Origin of the sequence: Thermotoga sp. Mc24, from assembly GCF_000784835.1 — a bacterium.
GTDB lineage: Bacteria > Thermotogota > Thermotogae > Thermotogales > Thermotogaceae > Thermotoga.
In genome coordinates, this window is sequence record NZ_JSFH01000010.1 from 55853 (window position 1) to 72971 (window position 17119).

At 43.4% G+C, this 17119-nt stretch carries 20 protein-coding genes; 13 read left to right on the forward strand and 7 right to left on the reverse strand.

The window, feature by feature from the left end:
- Positions 1–6: 6 nt before the first annotated feature.
- From MC24_RS06540 to MC24_RS06555, 4 genes are all read left to right on the forward strand, one after another.
- Positions 7–363 carry a DsrE/DsrF/TusD sulfur relay family protein gene (locus MC24_RS06540; RefSeq protein ID WP_038053680.1) on the forward strand — a complete coding sequence of 119 codons (357 nt, stop codon included), beginning with the start codon at positions 7–9 and terminating at the stop codon, positions 361–363.
- Between the two features lie 9 nt (positions 364–372).
- On the forward strand, positions 373–726 hold the full coding sequence (locus tag MC24_RS06545; protein WP_012896669.1) for a hypothetical protein: 354 nt from the start codon (positions 373–375) through the stop codon (positions 724–726).
- An 11-nt stretch (positions 727–737) separates the two neighbouring features.
- Positions 738–1001 (forward strand): DsrH/TusB family sulfur relay protein, encoded by a 264-nt coding sequence (locus MC24_RS06550; protein WP_012896670.1) that lies wholly within the window; start codon positions 738–740, stop codon positions 999–1001.
- 85 nt (positions 1002–1086) lie between these two features.
- Complete coding sequence (locus MC24_RS06555) at positions 1087–1638, forward strand: sulfurtransferase TusA family protein (RefSeq protein WP_038053683.1); 552 nt, start codon at positions 1087–1089, stop codon at positions 1636–1638.
- Positions 1639–1787: 149 nt separating this feature from the next.
- Here MC24_RS06555 and MC24_RS09535 read toward each other — a convergent pair whose 3' ends face one another.
- The gene (locus tag MC24_RS09535; RefSeq protein ID WP_156105085.1) at positions 1788–1979 is read right to left on the reverse strand and encodes a hypothetical protein; all 192 of its coding nucleotides are present in this window, start codon (positions 1977–1979) and stop codon (positions 1788–1790) included.
- A gap of 339 nt (positions 1980–2318) precedes the next feature.
- Between MC24_RS09535 and MC24_RS06565 the strand changes: the two genes are divergently transcribed.
- The 4 genes from MC24_RS06565 (at position 2319) to MC24_RS06575 (ending at position 7106) form a co-directional block, all read left to right on the forward strand.
- Positions 2319–3329 carry an HD domain-containing protein gene (locus tag MC24_RS06565; protein ID WP_235280338.1) on the forward strand — a complete coding sequence of 337 codons (1011 nt, stop codon included), beginning with the start codon at positions 2319–2321 and terminating at the stop codon, positions 3327–3329.
- Positions 3330–3351: 22 nt separating this feature from the next.
- On the forward strand, positions 3352–3618 hold the full coding sequence (locus MC24_RS09915) for a hypothetical protein (RefSeq protein WP_235280339.1): 267 nt from the start codon (positions 3352–3354) through the stop codon (positions 3616–3618).
- Positions 3619–3642: 24 nt separating this feature from the next.
- Positions 3643–5460, forward strand: a complete 1818-nt coding sequence (locus tag MC24_RS06570; RefSeq protein ID WP_011944170.1) for a heme NO-binding domain-containing protein — start codon at positions 3643–3645, stop codon at positions 5458–5460.
- 293 nt (positions 5461–5753) lie between these two features.
- Positions 5754–7106, forward strand: coding sequence for an ATP-binding protein (locus tag MC24_RS06575; protein ID WP_038053688.1), 1353 nt, complete (start codon positions 5754–5756; stop codon positions 7104–7106).
- Here MC24_RS06575 and MC24_RS06580 read toward each other — a convergent pair.
- Positions 7087–7635 carry a GNAT family N-acetyltransferase gene (locus MC24_RS06580; protein ID WP_038053690.1) on the reverse strand — a complete coding sequence of 183 codons (549 nt, stop codon included), beginning with the start codon at positions 7633–7635 and terminating at the stop codon, positions 7087–7089. The two genes, MC24_RS06575 and MC24_RS06580, sit on opposite strands and share 20 nt — an antisense overlap.
- Positions 7636–7693: 58 nt before the next feature.
- On the opposite strand from MC24_RS06580, the gene MC24_RS06585 reads away from it, so the two are divergent.
- Entirely contained in the window at positions 7694–8455 is a 762-nt protein-coding gene (locus MC24_RS06585) for a tyrosine-type recombinase/integrase (RefSeq protein ID WP_038053692.1), read from the forward strand.
- Between the two features lie 178 nt (positions 8456–8633).
- Here MC24_RS06585 and larE read toward each other — a convergent pair whose 3' ends face one another.
- From larE to larC, 3 genes are read right to left on the reverse strand one after another with little or no spacing between them, the layout of a single operon-like run.
- On the reverse strand, positions 8634–9440 hold the full coding sequence (larE, locus tag MC24_RS06590; RefSeq protein ID WP_038053694.1) for an ATP-dependent sacrificial sulfur transferase LarE: 807 nt from the start codon (positions 9438–9440) through the stop codon (positions 8634–8636).
- A complete protein-coding gene (gene larB, locus MC24_RS06595; RefSeq protein ID WP_038053696.1) occupies positions 9415–10188 on the reverse strand; it encodes a nickel pincer cofactor biosynthesis protein LarB in 774 nt (257 codons plus the stop codon). Before larB ends, larE begins: the two co-directional genes overlap by 26 nt.
- Positions 10181–11383, reverse strand: a complete 1203-nt coding sequence (gene larC, locus MC24_RS06600; RefSeq protein ID WP_038053699.1) for a nickel pincer cofactor biosynthesis protein LarC — start codon at positions 11381–11383, stop codon at positions 10181–10183. The genes larB and larC overlap by 8 nt, the downstream gene beginning before the upstream one ends.
- Positions 11384–11527: 144 nt before the next feature.
- Here larC and MC24_RS06605 point away from each other — a divergent pair, with 144 nt between their 5' ends.
- The gene (locus MC24_RS06605) at positions 11528–13171 is read left to right on the forward strand and encodes a M3 family oligoendopeptidase (protein WP_038053702.1); all 1644 of its coding nucleotides are present in this window, start codon (positions 11528–11530) and stop codon (positions 13169–13171) included.
- 23 nt (positions 13172–13194) lie between these two features.
- Here MC24_RS06605 and MC24_RS06610 read toward each other — a convergent pair whose 3' ends face one another.
- Positions 13195–13911, reverse strand: coding sequence for a TPM domain-containing protein (locus MC24_RS06610; RefSeq protein WP_038053705.1), 717 nt, complete (start codon positions 13909–13911; stop codon positions 13195–13197).
- On the reverse strand, positions 13911–14474 hold the full coding sequence (locus MC24_RS06615; RefSeq protein ID WP_038053708.1) for a LemA family protein: 564 nt from the start codon (positions 14472–14474) through the stop codon (positions 13911–13913). Before MC24_RS06615 ends, MC24_RS06610 begins: the two co-directional genes overlap by 1 nt.
- A gap of 233 nt (positions 14475–14707) precedes the next feature.
- Here MC24_RS06615 and rbsK point away from each other — a divergent pair, with 233 nt between their 5' ends.
- From rbsK to MC24_RS06630, 3 genes are read left to right on the forward strand one after another with little or no spacing between them, the layout of a single operon-like run.
- Positions 14708–15598 (forward strand): ribokinase, encoded by an 891-nt coding sequence (rbsK, locus tag MC24_RS06620; RefSeq protein ID WP_038053711.1) that lies wholly within the window; start codon positions 14708–14710, stop codon positions 15596–15598.
- 12 nt (positions 15599–15610) lie between these two features.
- On the forward strand, positions 15611–16018 hold the full coding sequence (gene rbsD / locus MC24_RS06625) for a D-ribose pyranase (protein WP_004080603.1): 408 nt from the start codon (positions 15611–15613) through the stop codon (positions 16016–16018).
- 57 nt (positions 16019–16075) lie between these two features.
- Positions 16076–17047, forward strand: coding sequence for a D-ribose ABC transporter substrate-binding protein (locus tag MC24_RS06630; protein ID WP_004080604.1), 972 nt, complete (start codon positions 16076–16078; stop codon positions 17045–17047).
- Positions 17048–17119: the final 72 nt, after the last annotated feature.

Sequence of the window (17119 nt, forward strand, 5' to 3'; positions counted from 1 at the left end):
AAAATCATGAAGATAGGAATACAGGTGATGGTTCCGCCCTATACTTATGAAGACCTGGACACCGCGATAAAGATTGCCGAAGCCGCAATGGAAAAAGGTCACGAAGTAACACTCTTTCTCTTTGCAGATTCCGTCATATGTACCAACAAGAACATAAAACCGATCAGAATCGACAGAAACATTCCACAGAAACTTGTAGAATTGATGCAGAAAGGAAACTTCGAGGTTCATATATGTGGAATATGTATGGACTACAGAGGAATAACCACAGACATGATAATAGATGGCTCAAAACCCAGCGGTCTACCGGAACTTGCGAATCTGTTCGCTACCTGCGACAGATTCATAAATTTGATGGCTTGAGGTGGGATCATGAAAAAACTTCTGTTTGTAGCCTATCAATCACCGGTTGGAAGTGTCTGGGTCAACGAAGCGTTCAGAACGGCCTTTGGAATGTACGGAGAGGATCTAGAACCAAGTGTTCTCTTAATCGAAGAGGCTTCTGTTGCGTTATCGAAAAATACGAAGCCGGAGATGCTGGGACTGCTTCCTCTTTCGATCTGTCATAAATACATCAAAAGATACGGTACCAAAGTTTACGCAGTCAAACAGCACCTTGAGAAATACAGAGTAAAGGAACTGGACGAGAACTTCGGAGCTGAAGTGATCGATGAAGCGGATCTTCCAGAGTTCTTACACAGTTTCGACTACGTCATATTCATGTGAGGTGATAGGAGATGGCTCTCGTGCTCGTTAAGTACGGAAAGGATCATCCCGTGGAGAAACTCAAAATAAGATCTGCCAGGGCAGAAGATAAAATAGTTCTCATACAAAACGGTGTCTTCTGGGCTCTGGAAGAACTCGAAACACCAGCAAAAGTCTACGCAATCAAAGATGACTTTCTCGCTAGGGGATATTCCGAAGAGGATTCGAAGGTTCCACTGATCACTTACAGCGGATTCATAGATCTTCTGGAGGGTGAAGAGAAATTCATCGGCTGAGGAGATTTAGATGTGTTAAAATAAGAATACACTAAGTCAACAACAGGCCGCGGCTCGTCCGCGGCTTTTGTAGAAGGTGGTACCTGTGGGTCGGCATGGAAGCGTTTCGATACTTTTCAAAACCTTATCGAATCAGACACGACTCGACATCTTAATGCTTTTGAGAGACAGTTGTCTCACCGCTTCGGAAGTGGCAGGGAAGTTGAATATCAACCTCTCGACCGCTTACAGGCATTTGAACCAGATGGTTAAAGTGGGAATTCTCAAAGTCGTAAAGGCACCGGAGGGTGACAGGTACGATTTTTCTTCTGTTCAGGTGTTCAGGATGTTAGAGGCAGCGGTGGAATTGCTCAACGAGAACGAAAGGGAAAGGAAAAAGAAGATTTCCAGTATCACCTCGATAGAAGAATCGTCTGGATCGAAAAAACTTCTCGATATGAGGGGACAAATATGCCCTGTTCCAGAGATCACGACTAGAAAGGAACTGGAGAAACTCCAGCCCGGAGAAACCTTGATCATAGTATGTGATTATCCCCTTTCAGGAGAGAGGATCACAAGTTTTTCTCTGAGAGAAGGCTATGAAGTGGCCACTGAACAGATCGGATCTGTGATGAAAATCTACATAAAGAAACCGTAATCTCCTTAAAAATTGAAAAGGATCGGAAATAGAAGGATAAACTAAGGAAACGAGCACTGAGAATATGAACGCAACGAGCCCAAAATTCAGAAGGGCGAATTCGTACAGTCTCTCTACTCCAAAAGTAGCCGCGTAGAGTGCGTATCCTATCATCCCCGCTTCAAAAAATATTCAGAATCAAACTTCAAAGGCTTTTTCAGGAACTTTCCCAGGAAAAGCAGCAGAATACAAATTCCAAAGCTTGAAGCAAAGAGTGAAAAGTACTCCAGGTTGAAATTCGCAGTCGAAAAGGCTGTGAACAGAAACGAAGGTAGTCCTATGTTCAGGACAAGTTTTTTCAAAGAGACTATTACTGTCTCTTTCTCCTTGAAAAAATTTAATCTCCTTAAAATATATCCCATCATAACCAAAACGAGGATTGGAAATACTTTCAGTAAAACAGTGAGATATTTTTCAAACATAAAAAGCCTATTCTTTGTTCTATTTTTGACTGATGTTGATGAATTTGTTAAAATTAGCGTTAGAAGGTGTCGTTAGTGAAATCATCCACGTTTCTGTATATGATTGTACCAGTAATTGTTTTAACAGTTGCAGAAATACTTTTTGTTGTAACCCAGGCGGATCAGAAAAATCTTAGTTTGATATCTCCTGTGTCAGGAGGATAAAAAATGAATCTAACAATGAGGGTTCCTCTTGAATCCTTCGTTAAGCTTTTTCGAGAAATGGGAGTTCTGGAATACAGATACTTTGTGAAACATTCGATCCAGGTTGCCAACATTGCTACGGAGGTAGCTGATCGCTTGAAGTTACCATTCGAAAAAGATGAAGTTTACCTTTCGAGTCTTTTGCACGATGTTGGACTGATCCTGAAAGTTTCCATCGGTAACTACGAACTCTTCGTTGAAATGTTTGGAAAAATACCCGATATGGAAAGGATCGTTCTGACGCTTGACAAAAACGATCATCACTCTGTGATTTCGTGGATGGTAGTGTCTCAGATACCGCTCTGTTCTGATTGTTCAAAATCGATCCTTTATCATCACACCCCTTATCAGAAAATAAATGAAAAGGACTCAATCGTGACCCTTTCCAATTGTGTAAAAACGGCGGATGTTATCTCACTCAAACTTCTAAAATACACAGGATCGGATAAAGAGCTGGACGCAGAATCCATTGATGAAATAATATCTTCTATTCAGAAAGATCAAGGGATAATTGATGAGGTGAAAAAAGCAGCTGTATATCTGTTAAAAGATTTCACAAAGCATCATCTGTTTCTGGAAGAAGAACCGCAATTTCACTCGGAAAAAATGTTGAGCCTCGAAGAATACAATCACTACGCGATGATACTTTCCGCATTGTTAGACTTTCGAAGTCCATACACGAGAAGTCATTCTTTTGCTGTTGCGAGGGTTTCGAAGCTGCTGGCAGAGGAAATTTTAGGAGAAGCAGATGCCGCGCTGGCCTTCACCGCTTCTCTTTTACACGATATAGGAAAGATAAAAACACCGCTGAGCATCTTGCACAAGAAAGGCAGGCTTCAAGCCAGCGAAATGATAATAATGAAGAGACACGTGGTGGATACCTACTACATGCTTGAACGCGCTGGTTTGAGGCTTTTCTCTTTGATCAGTGCTGCGCACCACGAAAGGCTCGATGGCAGCGGTTACCCGACTGGCTTGATAAGGTGATCAAATGCCGTTCCTTCAGAAATTGATACAAATATGTGATGTTTTCTCCGCACTGACCGAAAAGAGACCATATCGAGATCCTGTGGAAATTCACGAGGCACTGGATATAATTGAACAGGAAGCCATCAATGGTAAACTGGACGGTTTCATCGTCCAGAAATTGAAGGAGATAGCAAACAACCTGGACCTTCGAGAAGAGATATCCTTCAAGCACGTGTTCGAAGAACTGTTCAAGGATCGTGTCGATGAAGTAATTCAAATGATAAGTTTGATGTCAAAAATGATTTAAACTTTATTTTCGGGAGGGTGGAACATGAAGGGTTTTGTTGTCAACATCTGGCTTCAAACCTGGTCACGTATTTTTGGAGCTGACGTTGTAAAAGAAATGAAGAATAAGTACAATGTTCCCGATACTTTTTACAATCCCCTCGAGGATGTCCCCGATGAACTCCCCGTGAATATGTCCCGGGAACTGGCATCAAGAAAAGGGATCACTTACGAAGAACTCTGGTACAAGACAGGTAAAGAAAACCTGAAAACCTTCTTCGAACATTACCCGGAATACTTCAAAAAGACGAGTTTTCTTTCTTTCATGGCTGCTATGGACATGGTACACAGAGTTCTTACCAGAAGGATCAAAGGAGCGAAACCTCCGAGAATCTTCTTCAAACTCCTTTCATCACGTAAAGCGCTGATAAGGTATGAATCGAAACGAAATTTCAAAAATTATTTCCTTGGACTCATGGAAGCGGCTTCTGAGTTTTTTAATGACCCGATCAAATATAAAGTGGTGGGAGAAGGTAGCATCGACGGTAGAAACTACCTCGAAGTCGAAGTGGAAGCCACAAAAGAGTACGGAAAATTCGAAAAACTAAGGAGTTTGATCGTTCTTGGGGCAGGATTCGTGAAATCTCTGGTTCCGATAAATGTTTTCATGATACCACTGTTCAGTTTCGTTTTTATCTTTATCATCTTCACATTTTTGCCATTCGGAAACCTGATCAGGTCTATTTTAAGTGCCCTTCTCATTTCTCTTGTAATGGTGATTGACACGAAAGACCTCAAAAAGGGATTGAATGTTCTGAAAGAAGCTTTAAAACTCGTTTCTCGAAAGAACTTTGACAATCCAGTTACAGTAAGTGGGCTAAAAGAGTTCTCTGATCTTTCCGCTGAACTGAACAGTGCCGTAGAAAAGATCAAAGAAATCATAGTGGGTATACTGGGAGACGTTCAAGAAATAGACGCCTACTCGTCGAGAGTAGTAGATGCAGTAAATTCCATGAAGGAACAGCTTGAAACCATGAGTTCTCTTTCGAGTGAAATAGCCACCACAGCTGTACAGATAAGTAACGATACGGAAAGGATATCGAGTGCAGTTACAGCAAACGTGGAAACCATCACATCGATCATTTCCGAACAAACACAAATCATAAAATCTCTCAATGAGGCCGTGTCACTCATTGTTCAATCAGCAAATAACGTTGAGCAATCAGCGGACGGTATAGTGAAGATGAGTCAGAGGTTCTCCAAACTTGTTGAAGAGGCCAAAAATCTCCAGGAACAGGCTGGTATGATCATGCAAGTTGCCGCAACCGTATCTAATATAGCTGAACAAACGAATCTTCTTGCACTCAATGCCGCCATAGAAGCTGCAAGGAGTGGAGAAGCCGGAAGAGGTTTTGCGGTGGTTGCCGATGAAATCAGAAAGCTTGCCGAAGAGAGTCGCAGCTCCTCTTCAAAGATAGCAGAGTATCTATCGACCATAAACACAGGTATCGACAAACTCGTTCAAACCATACAAGCTGAATTTGAAGAGATGAAGGAACAATCGAATCAGCTCCTCGAGAGTTCGGAGAGGAACAAAGAATCCAGCGAAGTTATATCTTCCATATCGCAAAAACTCAGCGATCTCATAGATGTCCTGAATCAACAGGTTGACAACCTCAACGGTATAACAAACAGCATCCAGAATCTGCTTGCAATTTCTGAAGAGAGCTCAGCAACAGCAGAAGAAATAAGTTCCTCGATACAGAATTTCTTCTCCCAGTTGAAAGTTGTTCTTGATAGCGTGAACGAAACTATAAATCTGCTTTCGGTGATAAAGGAAAACTTCAAAGACATGGTGCTGTGAATCTGCAGAAAAACACACAATGCGGGGAGCCTTTGGCTCCTCTTTTTTTAATCACAACAGGACGTTTTTCCTTCATTTCTTCGTCCGATTTTTGAAAGGCTTTCAGAATACTAGCTGCTTTTTCACCCCAGAACCCAAGTGGTGGATACTTTTCAAATCGTAGTGTCGTAAAATTGACATTTTACGACATTGAAGCCCGTTTTCCAAAAATATAAATCTGAATTTACTAAATTCACATTTAGCAAATCATCATTTATAATTTTTATTGTGAGGAATCTCAAGGGGGAAGGAATATGCTGATTGACAGAGAAAGAGAATGCGAGTTTTTAAGAAGAAAGATTTCAAGCAGCAAAGCAGAACTTTTGATCATCTATGGAAGGAGACGAGTGGGGAAGACGTTTCTTCTTCAGAATTGCCTTGAAAAAGCTCTGTTCTTCACGGCAGATCTTTCAAGTAGTATCCAGCTGATGAATCGATTTCTGGACGAGATAAAGCCTATTTTGAATCTCCCGGCTACTTTGAAGATCTCTACATGGGACGAGTTTTTCTCCCTTCTAAAAAACGTCCTTGAAACACGAGAGGATTCGAAAGTAGTGGTTTTCGATGAATTTCAATACATTCCCATGAAAGACGAAAGTTTCATGAGTATCCTTCAGAGATGGTGGGATGAAGTGTTCTCTAAGATTGGAGTTAAAATGATCCTTTGCGGTTCTCAAATTGGTATGATCGAAAAGATCGCTCTTGCTCAAAACAGCCCTCTCTATGGAAGAAGAACGGGACAGTACCAGATCCTTCCTCTCGATTTCTTCGATTCTATAAAGTTTCTGAATTTTGAAAATAAAGAAGATTATGTGAAAACATACAGCGTCACAGACGGTGTTCCTCTGTATCTTCGTGAATTTTCGGGATATAAAGACTTTAAAACAGCGCTCATTGAAAAAGTCCTGACTCCAGGAGAGTATCTTGTGGAAGAAGGACGGTTCCTGACACTGGAAGAATTTCATGATCCATCGAGCTATTACTCGATTCTTCAAGCGATAGCATTGGGCAAGACCTCGCCATCAGAAATAGCGGATGTTTCTGGAATAGATATCAGAAGCATCAACGTTTATCTTTCGAGACTGGTGGAGTTGAAATTCGTTGAAAAGGAAGTTCCATTTTCTCTGAGCAGAAAACCAAAGAGAAAACCAAGATATCATTTGTCCGATGAATATCTCAGGTTTTATTTTAGATACATTCATCCTCACAAAGAACTCATATACCGTGGTCTGATCAATGAGGCTCTGGAAAAAATAAGTGCCACTTTTGATCAGCACGTTTCGTTCACCTTTGAGAAAATAGCGCGACAGTATATGATCCGAAAAGTAGGAGTGGAAAAAATTGGTAGGTGGTGGAGTAAGGATGTAGAGATAGACATCGTAGGAGTGAAAGGGAACACCCTCTACGTTGGCGAATGTAAGTGGTCAAACAAGAAAATAGATGTTCGTGTTTTGAACCGATTGAAAAGCAAAGTTTCGTACCTTCTAAAGGATCTTCAAGTAGATAATCTCTCCGTTGTTTACTGTCTCTTTTCCAGAAGCGGTTTCGAAGGACTCAAAGAGACCGAAGAAGTGAAACTGGTTGAACTCAAAGATCTGCTTCGGTGAGATCCTTCCATTCGCTTTTCAGCAAACCCATCACGATGACGTCGTGATACTTTCCTTCTCTGAAAAGTTCTTGCCTTAAGATACCCTCCACTCTGAAGCCTATTTTCTCGTAGACTCTCTTTGCCCTTTCGTTGAAACTGAACACATGGAGTTTGATCTTGTTTATATTCATTTCGTTGAAAATGAACCGCACCAGTACCCTCATGGCGTCTGTTCCGTATCCCTGGTTCCAGTAAGGCCTTCCCAGAAGTATGCCGACCTCTGCCACGGAATTTTTCCAGTCGATTTTTTTGATACCACACCCTCCTATGTACTCTCCATCACTCAACTTCTCGATGGCGAATGAATAGGAATCCGTGCTGAAGGGATTCAAACTTTGGTACCATTTTTCCTCGTCCTCTTTCCTCCATGGAAAAGGAATTCCCGGAACAAGGTACTTCTTCACTTCAGGATCGTTGGCGAATTCCAGGGCTTTCTCTATGTCTTCTTTTCTGTAGGCCCTGAGCCTCACCAGCTTTCCCTCAAACATCGAACCCCTCCGCTTGTTTTTTGATTTATAGTATAAATTATTGGGAAGGTGATCTTCGGTGGACGAATACCTGGAGTACCTCAAAGTGGTGAAGAAAAGAAATGAAAAGACGCTGTATCAGTACAGATCCATCCTGAAAGAATTCACCAGGTTCGAACCCGTCACTCCAGAAACCTGGAAAGAGTATCTCAACACAATATCGAAGAACGCTCCTGCTACCCAGAGGAACAAACTCGTCGTTGTGAAGAACTATCTGAATTGGAAAGCGGATAGAGGGCTGCTGAACACGGAAGAACGTTTCTGGAACGAAGCAGAGCCTCCTCGCCACACAGTGTTACCAAAAGCCATTGAACTCGATGAAGTCCGTCGTATTATCGAAGCGTGTGACAATCCTCTGTACAGGGCTATATTCAAAGTGCTTGCCAACACCGGGATGCGAGTATCGGAGATTGTGAATCTGTCAGTTCACGACATTTCTGTGAACGAAACAGCCAGGATAAGAATAAAGGGAAAAGGAAACAAGGAAAGAATCATCAACGTCTCAAAAGAACTGGTAGAAGAACTCATGAATTCTGGCTTTTTCGAGAAAAAACCTTCCGTTCGATCGATACAGAGAGCCGTCAAAAGATACGCAAAAAAAGCGGGTATAAAGAAAAAAGTGACTCCTCACATATTCAGACACTCTTTCGCTGTGGCGCTGATCGAACGAGGTGTGCCCCTGAACAAGATTCAGGCCCTTCTGGGTCACGCAAACATCTCCACCACTTCTATATACCTGAAGATAGCGAGTGAAGGAATTGAGATTCCAAAAATTATTTAATGAAATAAATGACGATAGTGATTTTGAAACAAAGAAGATGTTAATATTTGATAAACAAAGCTAATATTAAACAATATGTTCTTTGTTCTTTAATTTACTCTAAATTTCATTTTTCAATATTTTTGATTATGTGCAATATGATTTTGTGAACTAATATTACCTCCACATTACCAAAACATTACTTTGACACACCCTCTATTGTCCTGTTCAATTTTCCGCTGGTGAAGCCTTCCAGATCCAGCGTCACAAAGGAGAAACCGATCTTTTGAAGTGCCAGTGCAATTTCTGTTCTTTTGCCCATGAGGAGCTCCATCTCGTCTTTTCCCACTTCGATGACAGCGGTTTTGTACGGGAAGAATCTCACCCTCACTTCTCTGAATCCCAGATCTCTGAGAAAATTCTCTGCTTCTTCCACCATTCGAACACGCTCTTCGTTCAATCCAAATCCGTAAGGAAATCTCGAACACAGACAGGCCATGGCGGGTTTGTCCCAGGTTGGAAGTCCCAGTTTCCTGGAGTACTCCCTTATCTCTTCCTTTGTCACTTCAAAATCTATGAAGGGATGCCAGATGCCGTCTTCTGTGGATGCCCTCACACCCGGCCTGTAGTCCTGAAGGTCTGAAAAATTCAACCCATCGGCTATCACATCGAAACCGTGCTCTCTTGCCCAGTTCTTTACGATGTTGTCTCTCAGTTTTCTGCACAGGTAACACCTGTCTGGAGGATTTTCCATGAGGTGTCTGCTTTTGAGCTCGTTCAGTTCGATGAATTCGTGTCTTATTCCAATGAGATTTGCCAGGTTCTTTGCTTCCTCTATTTCTTTTCTTGGAATCACCGGAGAATCTATCGTGAGTGCCACGGCATCATTTCCAAGCACTTCATATGCCAGTTTCACCAGAAGGGTGCTGTCGACCCCACCGGAGAACATGACAACGAGTTTTTTCTTGTTTTTAATAGCTTCACTTATCCTCTGAAGCTTGTCCATTTTTCCTTATCCTCCTTAAAATCCTCACGGCGGCCGCTGCGGCTCCAACGGTGTTTCCTATGTTCACCACGACAAGACCTGGAACACACGTTTGAAGCATCGTGGAGAGTGCGCCCAATCCCTCTCCACCGAATCCATAACCAACAGGTGTTGGAACGGCTATCACCGGAAGATCTGTGAGAGAAGCTATGAGAGAAGGAAGAATCCCTTCCATTCCGGCGAAGACTATGAGAAGATCCGAATCTTTTGTCTTGCTGAGCGCGTAGAAAGATCTGTGTATCCCCGCAACTCCCGCGTCGTAAACTTTCTGAACGTTGACACCGAGTTCTTCGAGTATGAGAGAAGTCTCCTCGGCGAAAGGAACATCAGAAGTTCCAGCTGTTATCACTCCAACTTTTCCGTTCAACTTTTCCAGAGTAGCATCTTCTCTTTTTAAAACCATGAGTCTTCCAGCTTCTTTCATCATGTAGCCGGAAAATCTATCTTTCAACTCCTGCTTCTTCTCTTCGTCCAGACCGGAGACAAAGGCGATTCTTTTCCTCTCCAAAAACTTCTCCACAGCAGCTATCGTCTGCTCCTTGGTTTTTCCCTGGGCGAAGACAATTTCGGGAAATCCCTGTCTTTTGTCTCTTTCCATGTCAAGCATCAACTCGTCTGTTCTTTCAAAGAATTTACTCAAAATTTTCTCTTCAGCTTCTTGAATAGTTATCTCACCACTTGCAAGAGATCTCAGTACATCCTCAAACATCGTTTCGAACCTCCGAAACACTCTTGTAGACCGCTTTGTATACTTCTTTGAGAGGAATTCCTTTCTCCTGTGCAACCTTCTTGCAAGCCTCGTACTCTGGTGAAATGTTCACGATCTCCGAATCGAAGCTCGCTATCTTGACTGGAATCTCTCCATATTCGGTCTTCACCGTTTTCACCGTGCGGATCGCCTCTACCTTTTCTGGGTAGAAAACCCTCGCACCTATGCTGGTGCTTTCTTTGAAAAGCAGTTTCAGGATCTCATCTTTTTTCGACTCGTGACAGAGAACAGAGACCTTGACGGCCGGCCGGTTCTTCTTCATGTATATGGGTGTGAAAAAGACATCCTTTGCCCCCGCTTCAAACAGTCTCTCCATGAGATGGCTGAACAGTTGTGGATTCATATCGTCCACGTTCGTTTCTATGAGAACATCTCCGGTTCTTTCGAAGGGTTCGATGTAACCGAGATACCCCCTCAGAACGTTCGGTATTTCAAGATCCATCGTCCCAGCTCCGTATCCCACTTTTTCTACTCTCAAGATCGGTGTCCTGAACTCGTCAACTAAGCTCTTCAGGATCAAAGCTCCCGTCGGCGTGACCAATTCTGCACGTATTTTCTGATCCATATAGATTGGTATTCCTTTCAGCAGTTCGGCGGTGGCGGGAGCGGGAACCGGGTATCTGCCGTGCTCTGTCATTACAAAACCGCTCCCCGTGTTGACAGTACCGCAGAAAACCTTCTCCACTCCGAGAAGCTCCAGTCCGGCTACAGCTCCCGCGATCTCTATCACAGCATCCATGGCTCCAACTTCGTGGAAATGAACCTTTTCTTTTGAGAGTCCGTGGATCTTGCTCTCCGCTTCTGCGAGAGTTTCGAACATCCTAATCGCTTTCTCCTTCAAAGGATCTTCGAGTCTGCTGAGTACTTCAACGATCTCGGAGAGATGTCTTCCATGGTGGTGATCGTGATCCGACACAATGTGATCCTCGTGGTGCTCTTTTCCGGGGAAAACAACGTCAACTTTTGTGGCAGTTACTCCCTTCTTGTTCACCTTTTTCACCACAAAATCGAACTCGACGTTGAGCTTCTCAAGACGGGATTTTATCTTTTCTGGATCCACTCCAAGATCGACCAGAAGGCCAAGGAACATGTCTCCGGATATCCCCGAGAAAGGATCGAGATAGAGGATCCTCATCGTATTCGCACCTCCGTGTCTTTTTTAAGTAAGTATACACTAATTCCTGATGCGAACTAAGTAACGGTTGATTTAAATTGGGAAGATTCGAAGCATCCTTGCCGCAAAATAATAATGGATAACCCAGCAAGGAGGTCATGTGCAATGAGATGGGAAGAAGTTGAGCCGATTGTTCGAGAACTTTTGGATTTCCAGATCAGTTCCTCCGAAGAGTTCAGAACTTTCATCAACAAAGTGACGGACTTCTTCGATTGGATAAGAGAAGAACACGGATGGCTCTACATCAAAATGACTGTGAACGCAGACAAGGAAGAGCACGCAAAAGCTTACGAGGAGTTTCAAAAAGAAATCGTGGCAAAACTCAAGCCTTACGAACAGAAAATAAAAGAGAAAATCGTAGAAAACGAACACTTCGCTCCACAAGGTTACGAACACATGATGAAGGTGATCAAAAACGATGTGGAACTGTTCAGGGAGAAAAACGTTCCTCTTCAGGTGAAAGAGAGCATCATCTCCAGAAATTACGGCACGATCGTGGGAAACATCGAAGTCGATTTCAAAGGAGAGAAAAAGACGCTCCAGCAGCTTTCTGTATACCTGAGAGATCCCGACAGATCTACAAGGGAACTCGCCTGGAGGAAAAGGTACGAAGGAATCTGGAGAGTCAGAGACAAACTCAACGAACTCTTCGACGAACTCAAAGAGATCAGGCACCAGCAAGCTTTGAACGCGGGTTTCTCCAACTACAGAGACTACACGCACAGGTTGAAGGGCAGGTTCGAATACACCCCAGAAGACCTGTATCGCTTCCATGAGGCAGTGGAAAAGGAAGTTGTTCCCTATCTGGTGGAGAGAACAAAGGTCAGGCAGAAAAAGCTGAGAATCGAAAGTGTCAGACCCTGGGACACAGCGGTAGATGTGGATGGAAAGGTCTTGAAACCTTTCTCCTCGGTAGAAGAATTCATGGAGAAAACCGAGAAAGCGCTCAAAAGACTGAACCCCATCTTTGCAGAAAGATTCCGTCTCATGAGAGAAAAGAACCTCCTCGATCTTGAAAACAGAAAAGGAAAAGCTCCAGGTGGATACAACCACACGCTTCCAAAAACGGGAGCTCCTTTCATTTTCATGAACGCGGTGGGACAGCCCGGGGATGTGAGAACGATCTTTCACGAACTGGGACACTCGATGCACTCGTTTGAAACGCTGAGTCTTCCAGTCTTTTACAGACCGCACAGAATGGAAGTTGCAGAACTTGCCTCCATGTCCATGGAACTCATCTCCATGGAATACTGGGACGAGTTCTACACCGATCCTGATGATCTGAAAAAGGCAAAGATCGAAGAGCTTGAAGGCACACTCTACTTTTTGCCGTGGTGCATGATCGTTGACGCATTCCAGCACTGGATCTACACCAATCCAGATCACACACCACAGGAAAGGAACGAATACTTTGCTTACTTGATGGACAGATTCAATCCTGGAGTGGATTGGAACAATCTGGACGAAGAAAAGAAGACGAGGTGGCTCTTTCAACTTCACATCTTCGAGGTACCGTTCTACTACATCGAGTACGGTATAGCACAGATAGGAGCCCTGGCAATTTACAGAAACTACATAGAAGATCCAGAAAAAGCACTGAACGACTACCAAAGATTTTTATCCGTGGGTTGTTCGATGCCAGTAGACGAAGTCTATAAAACAGCGGGAATAGAGCTCAACTTCTCGAGGGATTACATAAGAGAGATCGTGGACTTTGTGGCAAAACAGATCGAAGAAATAGAAAAATGAAGCCCTGGCACTGCCAGGGCTTTTTACCATCCCCTCGAAGCACCTCCACCACCGGAAGATCCTCCGCCGAATCCCCCAAAACCTCCTGATCCTCCTCTTGAACTACCGAACCCACCAGGAAACCTGGGTCCTCTGTACCAGTGTCTCCCTCTTCCCATGATGGAAGAGAAGATGATAAACGCAATGACAATGACTATGATCGAAATGCCACTGATGTCTGTCCCTCTTTCAGGAAGATCAGAAGTTCCAGTGAGTTCCACTCCGTACTCTTTCGCCACCTCGTTTGCGACGGCTAGGTAACCGTAATAAATCCCTTTTGAGTATTCTCCGTTTTTGAAATAAGGGATCACGTACTCGTCAAGGATCCTTCCCGCTTTTCCATCTGGAATGGCACCTTCCAGACCGTAACCGACCTCTATTCTCACCTTCCTGTCGTTCATAGCAACAAGAAGAAGGACTCCGTTGTTTTTCTCTTTCTGTCCTATTCCCCATTCTCTGAAGAGCCGGTTCGCGTACTCTTCGATCGTGAGGCCGGAGAGGGAAGGCACGACGACAACCACCACCTGAGCCGTTGTTTTGTCTTCCAGTTCCTTTCCAACGGAGATGATCTTTTCCACAGTGGTTTTATCGAGAACACCCACGTAGTCGTTCACGTACTTGTACGGGGTCGGCTTTGGAAACTCAACTGAAAGCAAAAGAACAGATGCAACAGCAAAAATCAACAGAAAAATCTTTCTCATCAGAACTTCACCTCGGGAACTTCCTCGGCTCCCGGTTTCGCTTCAAAATACTGCTTTTCTTCAAATCCAAACATCCTCGCAAAGATCACACCGGGGAATTTCTTTATGGCGGTGTTGTATCTCTTCACCGCTTCGTTGTAGTCTCTTCTTGCAACTGCGATCCTGTTCTCCGTCCCGGCGAGTTCATCCATGAGCTGACGGAAATTGGCATCCGCTTTCAGATTGGGATAGTTCTCGGCTATGGCAAGAAGCCTCGAAAGGGCCGAAGAAAGCTCCGCATCGGCCTGGGCGCTTTCCTGAGGAGTTTTCGCACCTATTAGCTTTGCTCTGGCGTTCGCTATTTCCTCGAGTATCTCTCTTTCGTGTGCAGCGTAGCCTTTTACAGTTTCAACGAGATTTGGAATGAGATCTGCCCTTCTTTGAAGCTGATTCTGTATCTGGCTGTACTTTTCCTGAACTTCCTGCTCGAGGGAAACAAGGTAGTTGTAGTATCCCACAGTTGTTCCAATAATGACAACTACCAATATGAGTATCACTATCAGTACGATCAGACCTTTTTTCACGGAGATCCCTCCTTTCGCTTATCTATGTTACCATGGAATCTGTTTTATGAAAATTTTTGTTCGCAGATATTGTACAAGAAATTCATTTATCACCAACTAATAAGAACTATTGGATTTTATGATCGAAATTCTTTGTTTTTCTTCTGTTGACTTTTTATTTTCTTTCGTGTTACCATTCTGGTGAAAACGATTTCGAAAACGATTTCATCAAGACATAAAGGAGGATGTTTCAAGTGATTTCCGTCGTGGGGAGTTCAAACATAGATATCGTTCTAAAGGTTGATCACTTCACAAAACCTGGTGAAACCCAGAAAGCGTTAGAGATGAACGTTTTCCCGGGCGGAAAAGGAGCGAATCAGGCTGTAACAGTTGCAAAGATCGGAAGGAAAGGATGTCACTTTGTAACGTGTGTTGGAAACGACGGTTATTCCGATTTGATCATAAAAAATTTTGAAAAACTCGGAATAACTGGATATATAAGAGTCGATACTCCCACAGGAAGAGCATTTATAGAGGTGGATAAAACAGGACAAAACAGAATCATCATCTTTCCTGGAGCGAACGCCGAACTGAAAAGAGAGTTGATCGACTGGAAAACACTTTCTGAAAGTGATATCCTTCTCCTTCAAAATGAAATTCCATTTGAAACTACTCTGGAGTGTGCAAAGAAATTCGGAGGAATTGTGATCTTCGATCCTGCACCAGCACAGGGAATAAACGGAGAGATCTTCCAGTACGTGGACTATCTCACACCGAATGAAAAAGAGATCGAAGCCCTGTCGAAAGAATTCTTCGGTGAATTTCTGTCGATCGAAAAAGCCGCTGAGAATTTTCTAAAACTTGGTGTCAGGAATGTGATAGTTAAACTCGGTGACAAAGGAGCACTTCTGGTGAACAAAAATGGAGAAAAACACTTTCCAGCCTTCAAAGTAAAAGCTGTGGACACAACGGCAGCGGGGGACGTGTTCAACGGAGCCTTCGCTGTTGTCCTCTCTGAAGGGAAACCACCAGAAGAGGCTGTGATCTTTGGAATGGCAGCAGCGGCTATATCTGTAACAAAAGTGGGGGCTCAAAGTTCTATTCCAGCGAGAGAAGAAGTAGAGGCGTTTTTGAAGAATTTATGAGGGGGCAGAATCATGAAAAAGGTTGGTATTTTGAATTCGGAAATTTCTAAGATTGTAGCGGATATGGGACACATGGATACATTAGCCGTTGTGGACTTAGGATTTCCTATCCCGCAGGGAGTAAAAAAAGTAGATCTGGTGGTTGATAGAGGAAAGCCTGGCTTGATGGAAGTTATAGAAATTCTTCTTCGGGAGTTAAAGGTGGAGAGAATAATCCTTGCAAAGGAGATGGATGAGAAGAGTATACAAACTAAACAGGAACTTCTGAAACTTATAGAGAAAATGAATGGACCAGTTGAAGTCGTTACAGTTCCTCATAAGGAGTTTAAGGAAATGTCGAAAAACGTGAAGGGGATTATCAGAACAGGAGCGGACATTCCTTATTCCAATGTAATACTTGTGGGAGGGGTTATCTTCTAAATTTGAAAAGAAGAAAATACTGTTTTTACCTCAAATTTCCTTAGGGAGGTGGGTTTTATGAAGAAGAGCTTGTTTGTGGTGTTGGTATTGGTTGGATTGTTACTGGTTTCCTTCACAGGTTTGGCACAGGAACAGCAGAAACCAAAAGGAAAGATGGCTATTGTGATCTCCACACTTAACAATCCATGGTTTGTTGTCCTCGCTGAAACAGCGAAGCAAAGAGCAGAACAACTCGGCTATGAAGCTACTATCTTTGATTCTCAGAATGACACAGCTAAGGAGTCGGCTCACTTCGATGCGATCATAGCTGCCGGATATGATGCCATCATCTTCAATCCCACCGATGCGGATGGATCGATAGCAAACGTGAAGAGAGCGAAAGAAGCAGGCATACCTGTCTTCTGTGTAGACAGGGGAATTAACGCAAGAGGACTGGCGGTAGCACAAATTTATTCAGATAACTACTATGGTGGTGTGCTTATGGGTGAATACTTTGTAAAGTTCCTCAAAGAGAAATATCCAGATGCAAAAGAAATCCCATATGCGGAGCTTCTCGGAATACTCAGTGCACAACCCACCTGGGATAGATCAAATGGATTCCACAGCGTTGTAGATCAATATCCCGAGTTCAAGATGGTGGCACAGCAATCCGCAGAATTTGACAGAGACACAGCTTACAAAGTCACAGAACAGATTCTCCAGGCACATCCTGAAATTAAAGCCATATGGTGCGGAAACGATGCTATGGCACTCGGTGCTATGAAAGCATGTGAAGCTGCAGGAAGAACCGATATCTACATTTTTGGATTCGATGGAGCAGAAGACGTGATAAATGCCATCAAAGAAGGAAAGCAGATCGTAGCAACTATCATGCAATTCCCGAAACTTATGGCAAGATTGGCAGTTGAATGGGCTGACCAGTACCTCAGAGGTGAAAGAAGCTTCCCGGAGATTGTACCTGTCACTGTTGAGCTGGTGACAAGAGAAAACATCGATAAGTACACTGCTTACGGCAGAAAAGAAGAATAATCACTGAGCTAATCTAGACAGGGGGACCCGCGACCTATGAGCGGGTGCCCCCTTTTAGAAAGGAGGATGGAA

Coding starts and splice junctions, on each gene's coding strand:
- MC24_RS06540 (WP_038053680.1), top strand. CDS start 7: ATGAAGATAGGAATACAGGTGATGGTTCCGCCCTATACTTATGAAGAC.
- MC24_RS06545 (WP_012896669.1), top strand. CDS start 373: ATGAAAAAACTTCTGTTTGTAGCCTATCAATCACCGGTTGGAAGTGTC.
- MC24_RS06550 (WP_012896670.1), top strand. CDS start 738: ATGGCTCTCGTGCTCGTTAAGTACGGAAAGGATCATCCCGTGGAGAAA.
- MC24_RS06565 (WP_235280338.1), top strand. CDS start 2,319: ATGAGGGTTCCTCTTGAATCCTTCGTTAAGCTTTTTCGAGAAATGGGA.
- MC24_RS06570 (WP_011944170.1), top strand. CDS start 3,643: ATGAAGGGTTTTGTTGTCAACATCTGGCTTCAAACCTGGTCACGTATT.
- MC24_RS06575 (WP_038053688.1), top strand. CDS start 5,754: ATGCTGATTGACAGAGAAAGAGAATGCGAGTTTTTAAGAAGAAAGATT.
- MC24_RS06580 (WP_038053690.1), bottom strand. CDS start 7,635: ATGTTTGAGGGAAAGCTGGTGAGGCTCAGGGCCTACAGAAAAGAAGAC.
- larE (WP_038053694.1), bottom strand. CDS start 9,440: ATGGACAAGCTTCAGAGGATAAGTGAAGCTATTAAAAACAAGAAAAAA.
- larB (WP_038053696.1), bottom strand. CDS start 10,188: ATGTTTGAGGATGTACTGAGATCTCTTGCAAGTGGTGAGATAACTATT.
- larC (WP_038053699.1), bottom strand. CDS start 11,383: ATGAGGATCCTCTATCTCGATCCTTTCTCGGGGATATCCGGAGACATG.
- MC24_RS06605 (WP_038053702.1), top strand. CDS start 11,528: ATGAGATGGGAAGAAGTTGAGCCGATTGTTCGAGAACTTTTGGATTTC.
- MC24_RS06610 (WP_038053705.1), bottom strand. CDS start 13,911: ATGAGAAAGATTTTTCTGTTGATTTTTGCTGTTGCATCTGTTCTTTTG.
- rbsD (WP_004080603.1), top strand. CDS start 15,611: ATGAAAAAGGTTGGTATTTTGAATTCGGAAATTTCTAAGATTGTAGCG.
- MC24_RS06630 (WP_004080604.1), top strand. CDS start 16,076: ATGAAGAAGAGCTTGTTTGTGGTGTTGGTATTGGTTGGATTGTTACTG.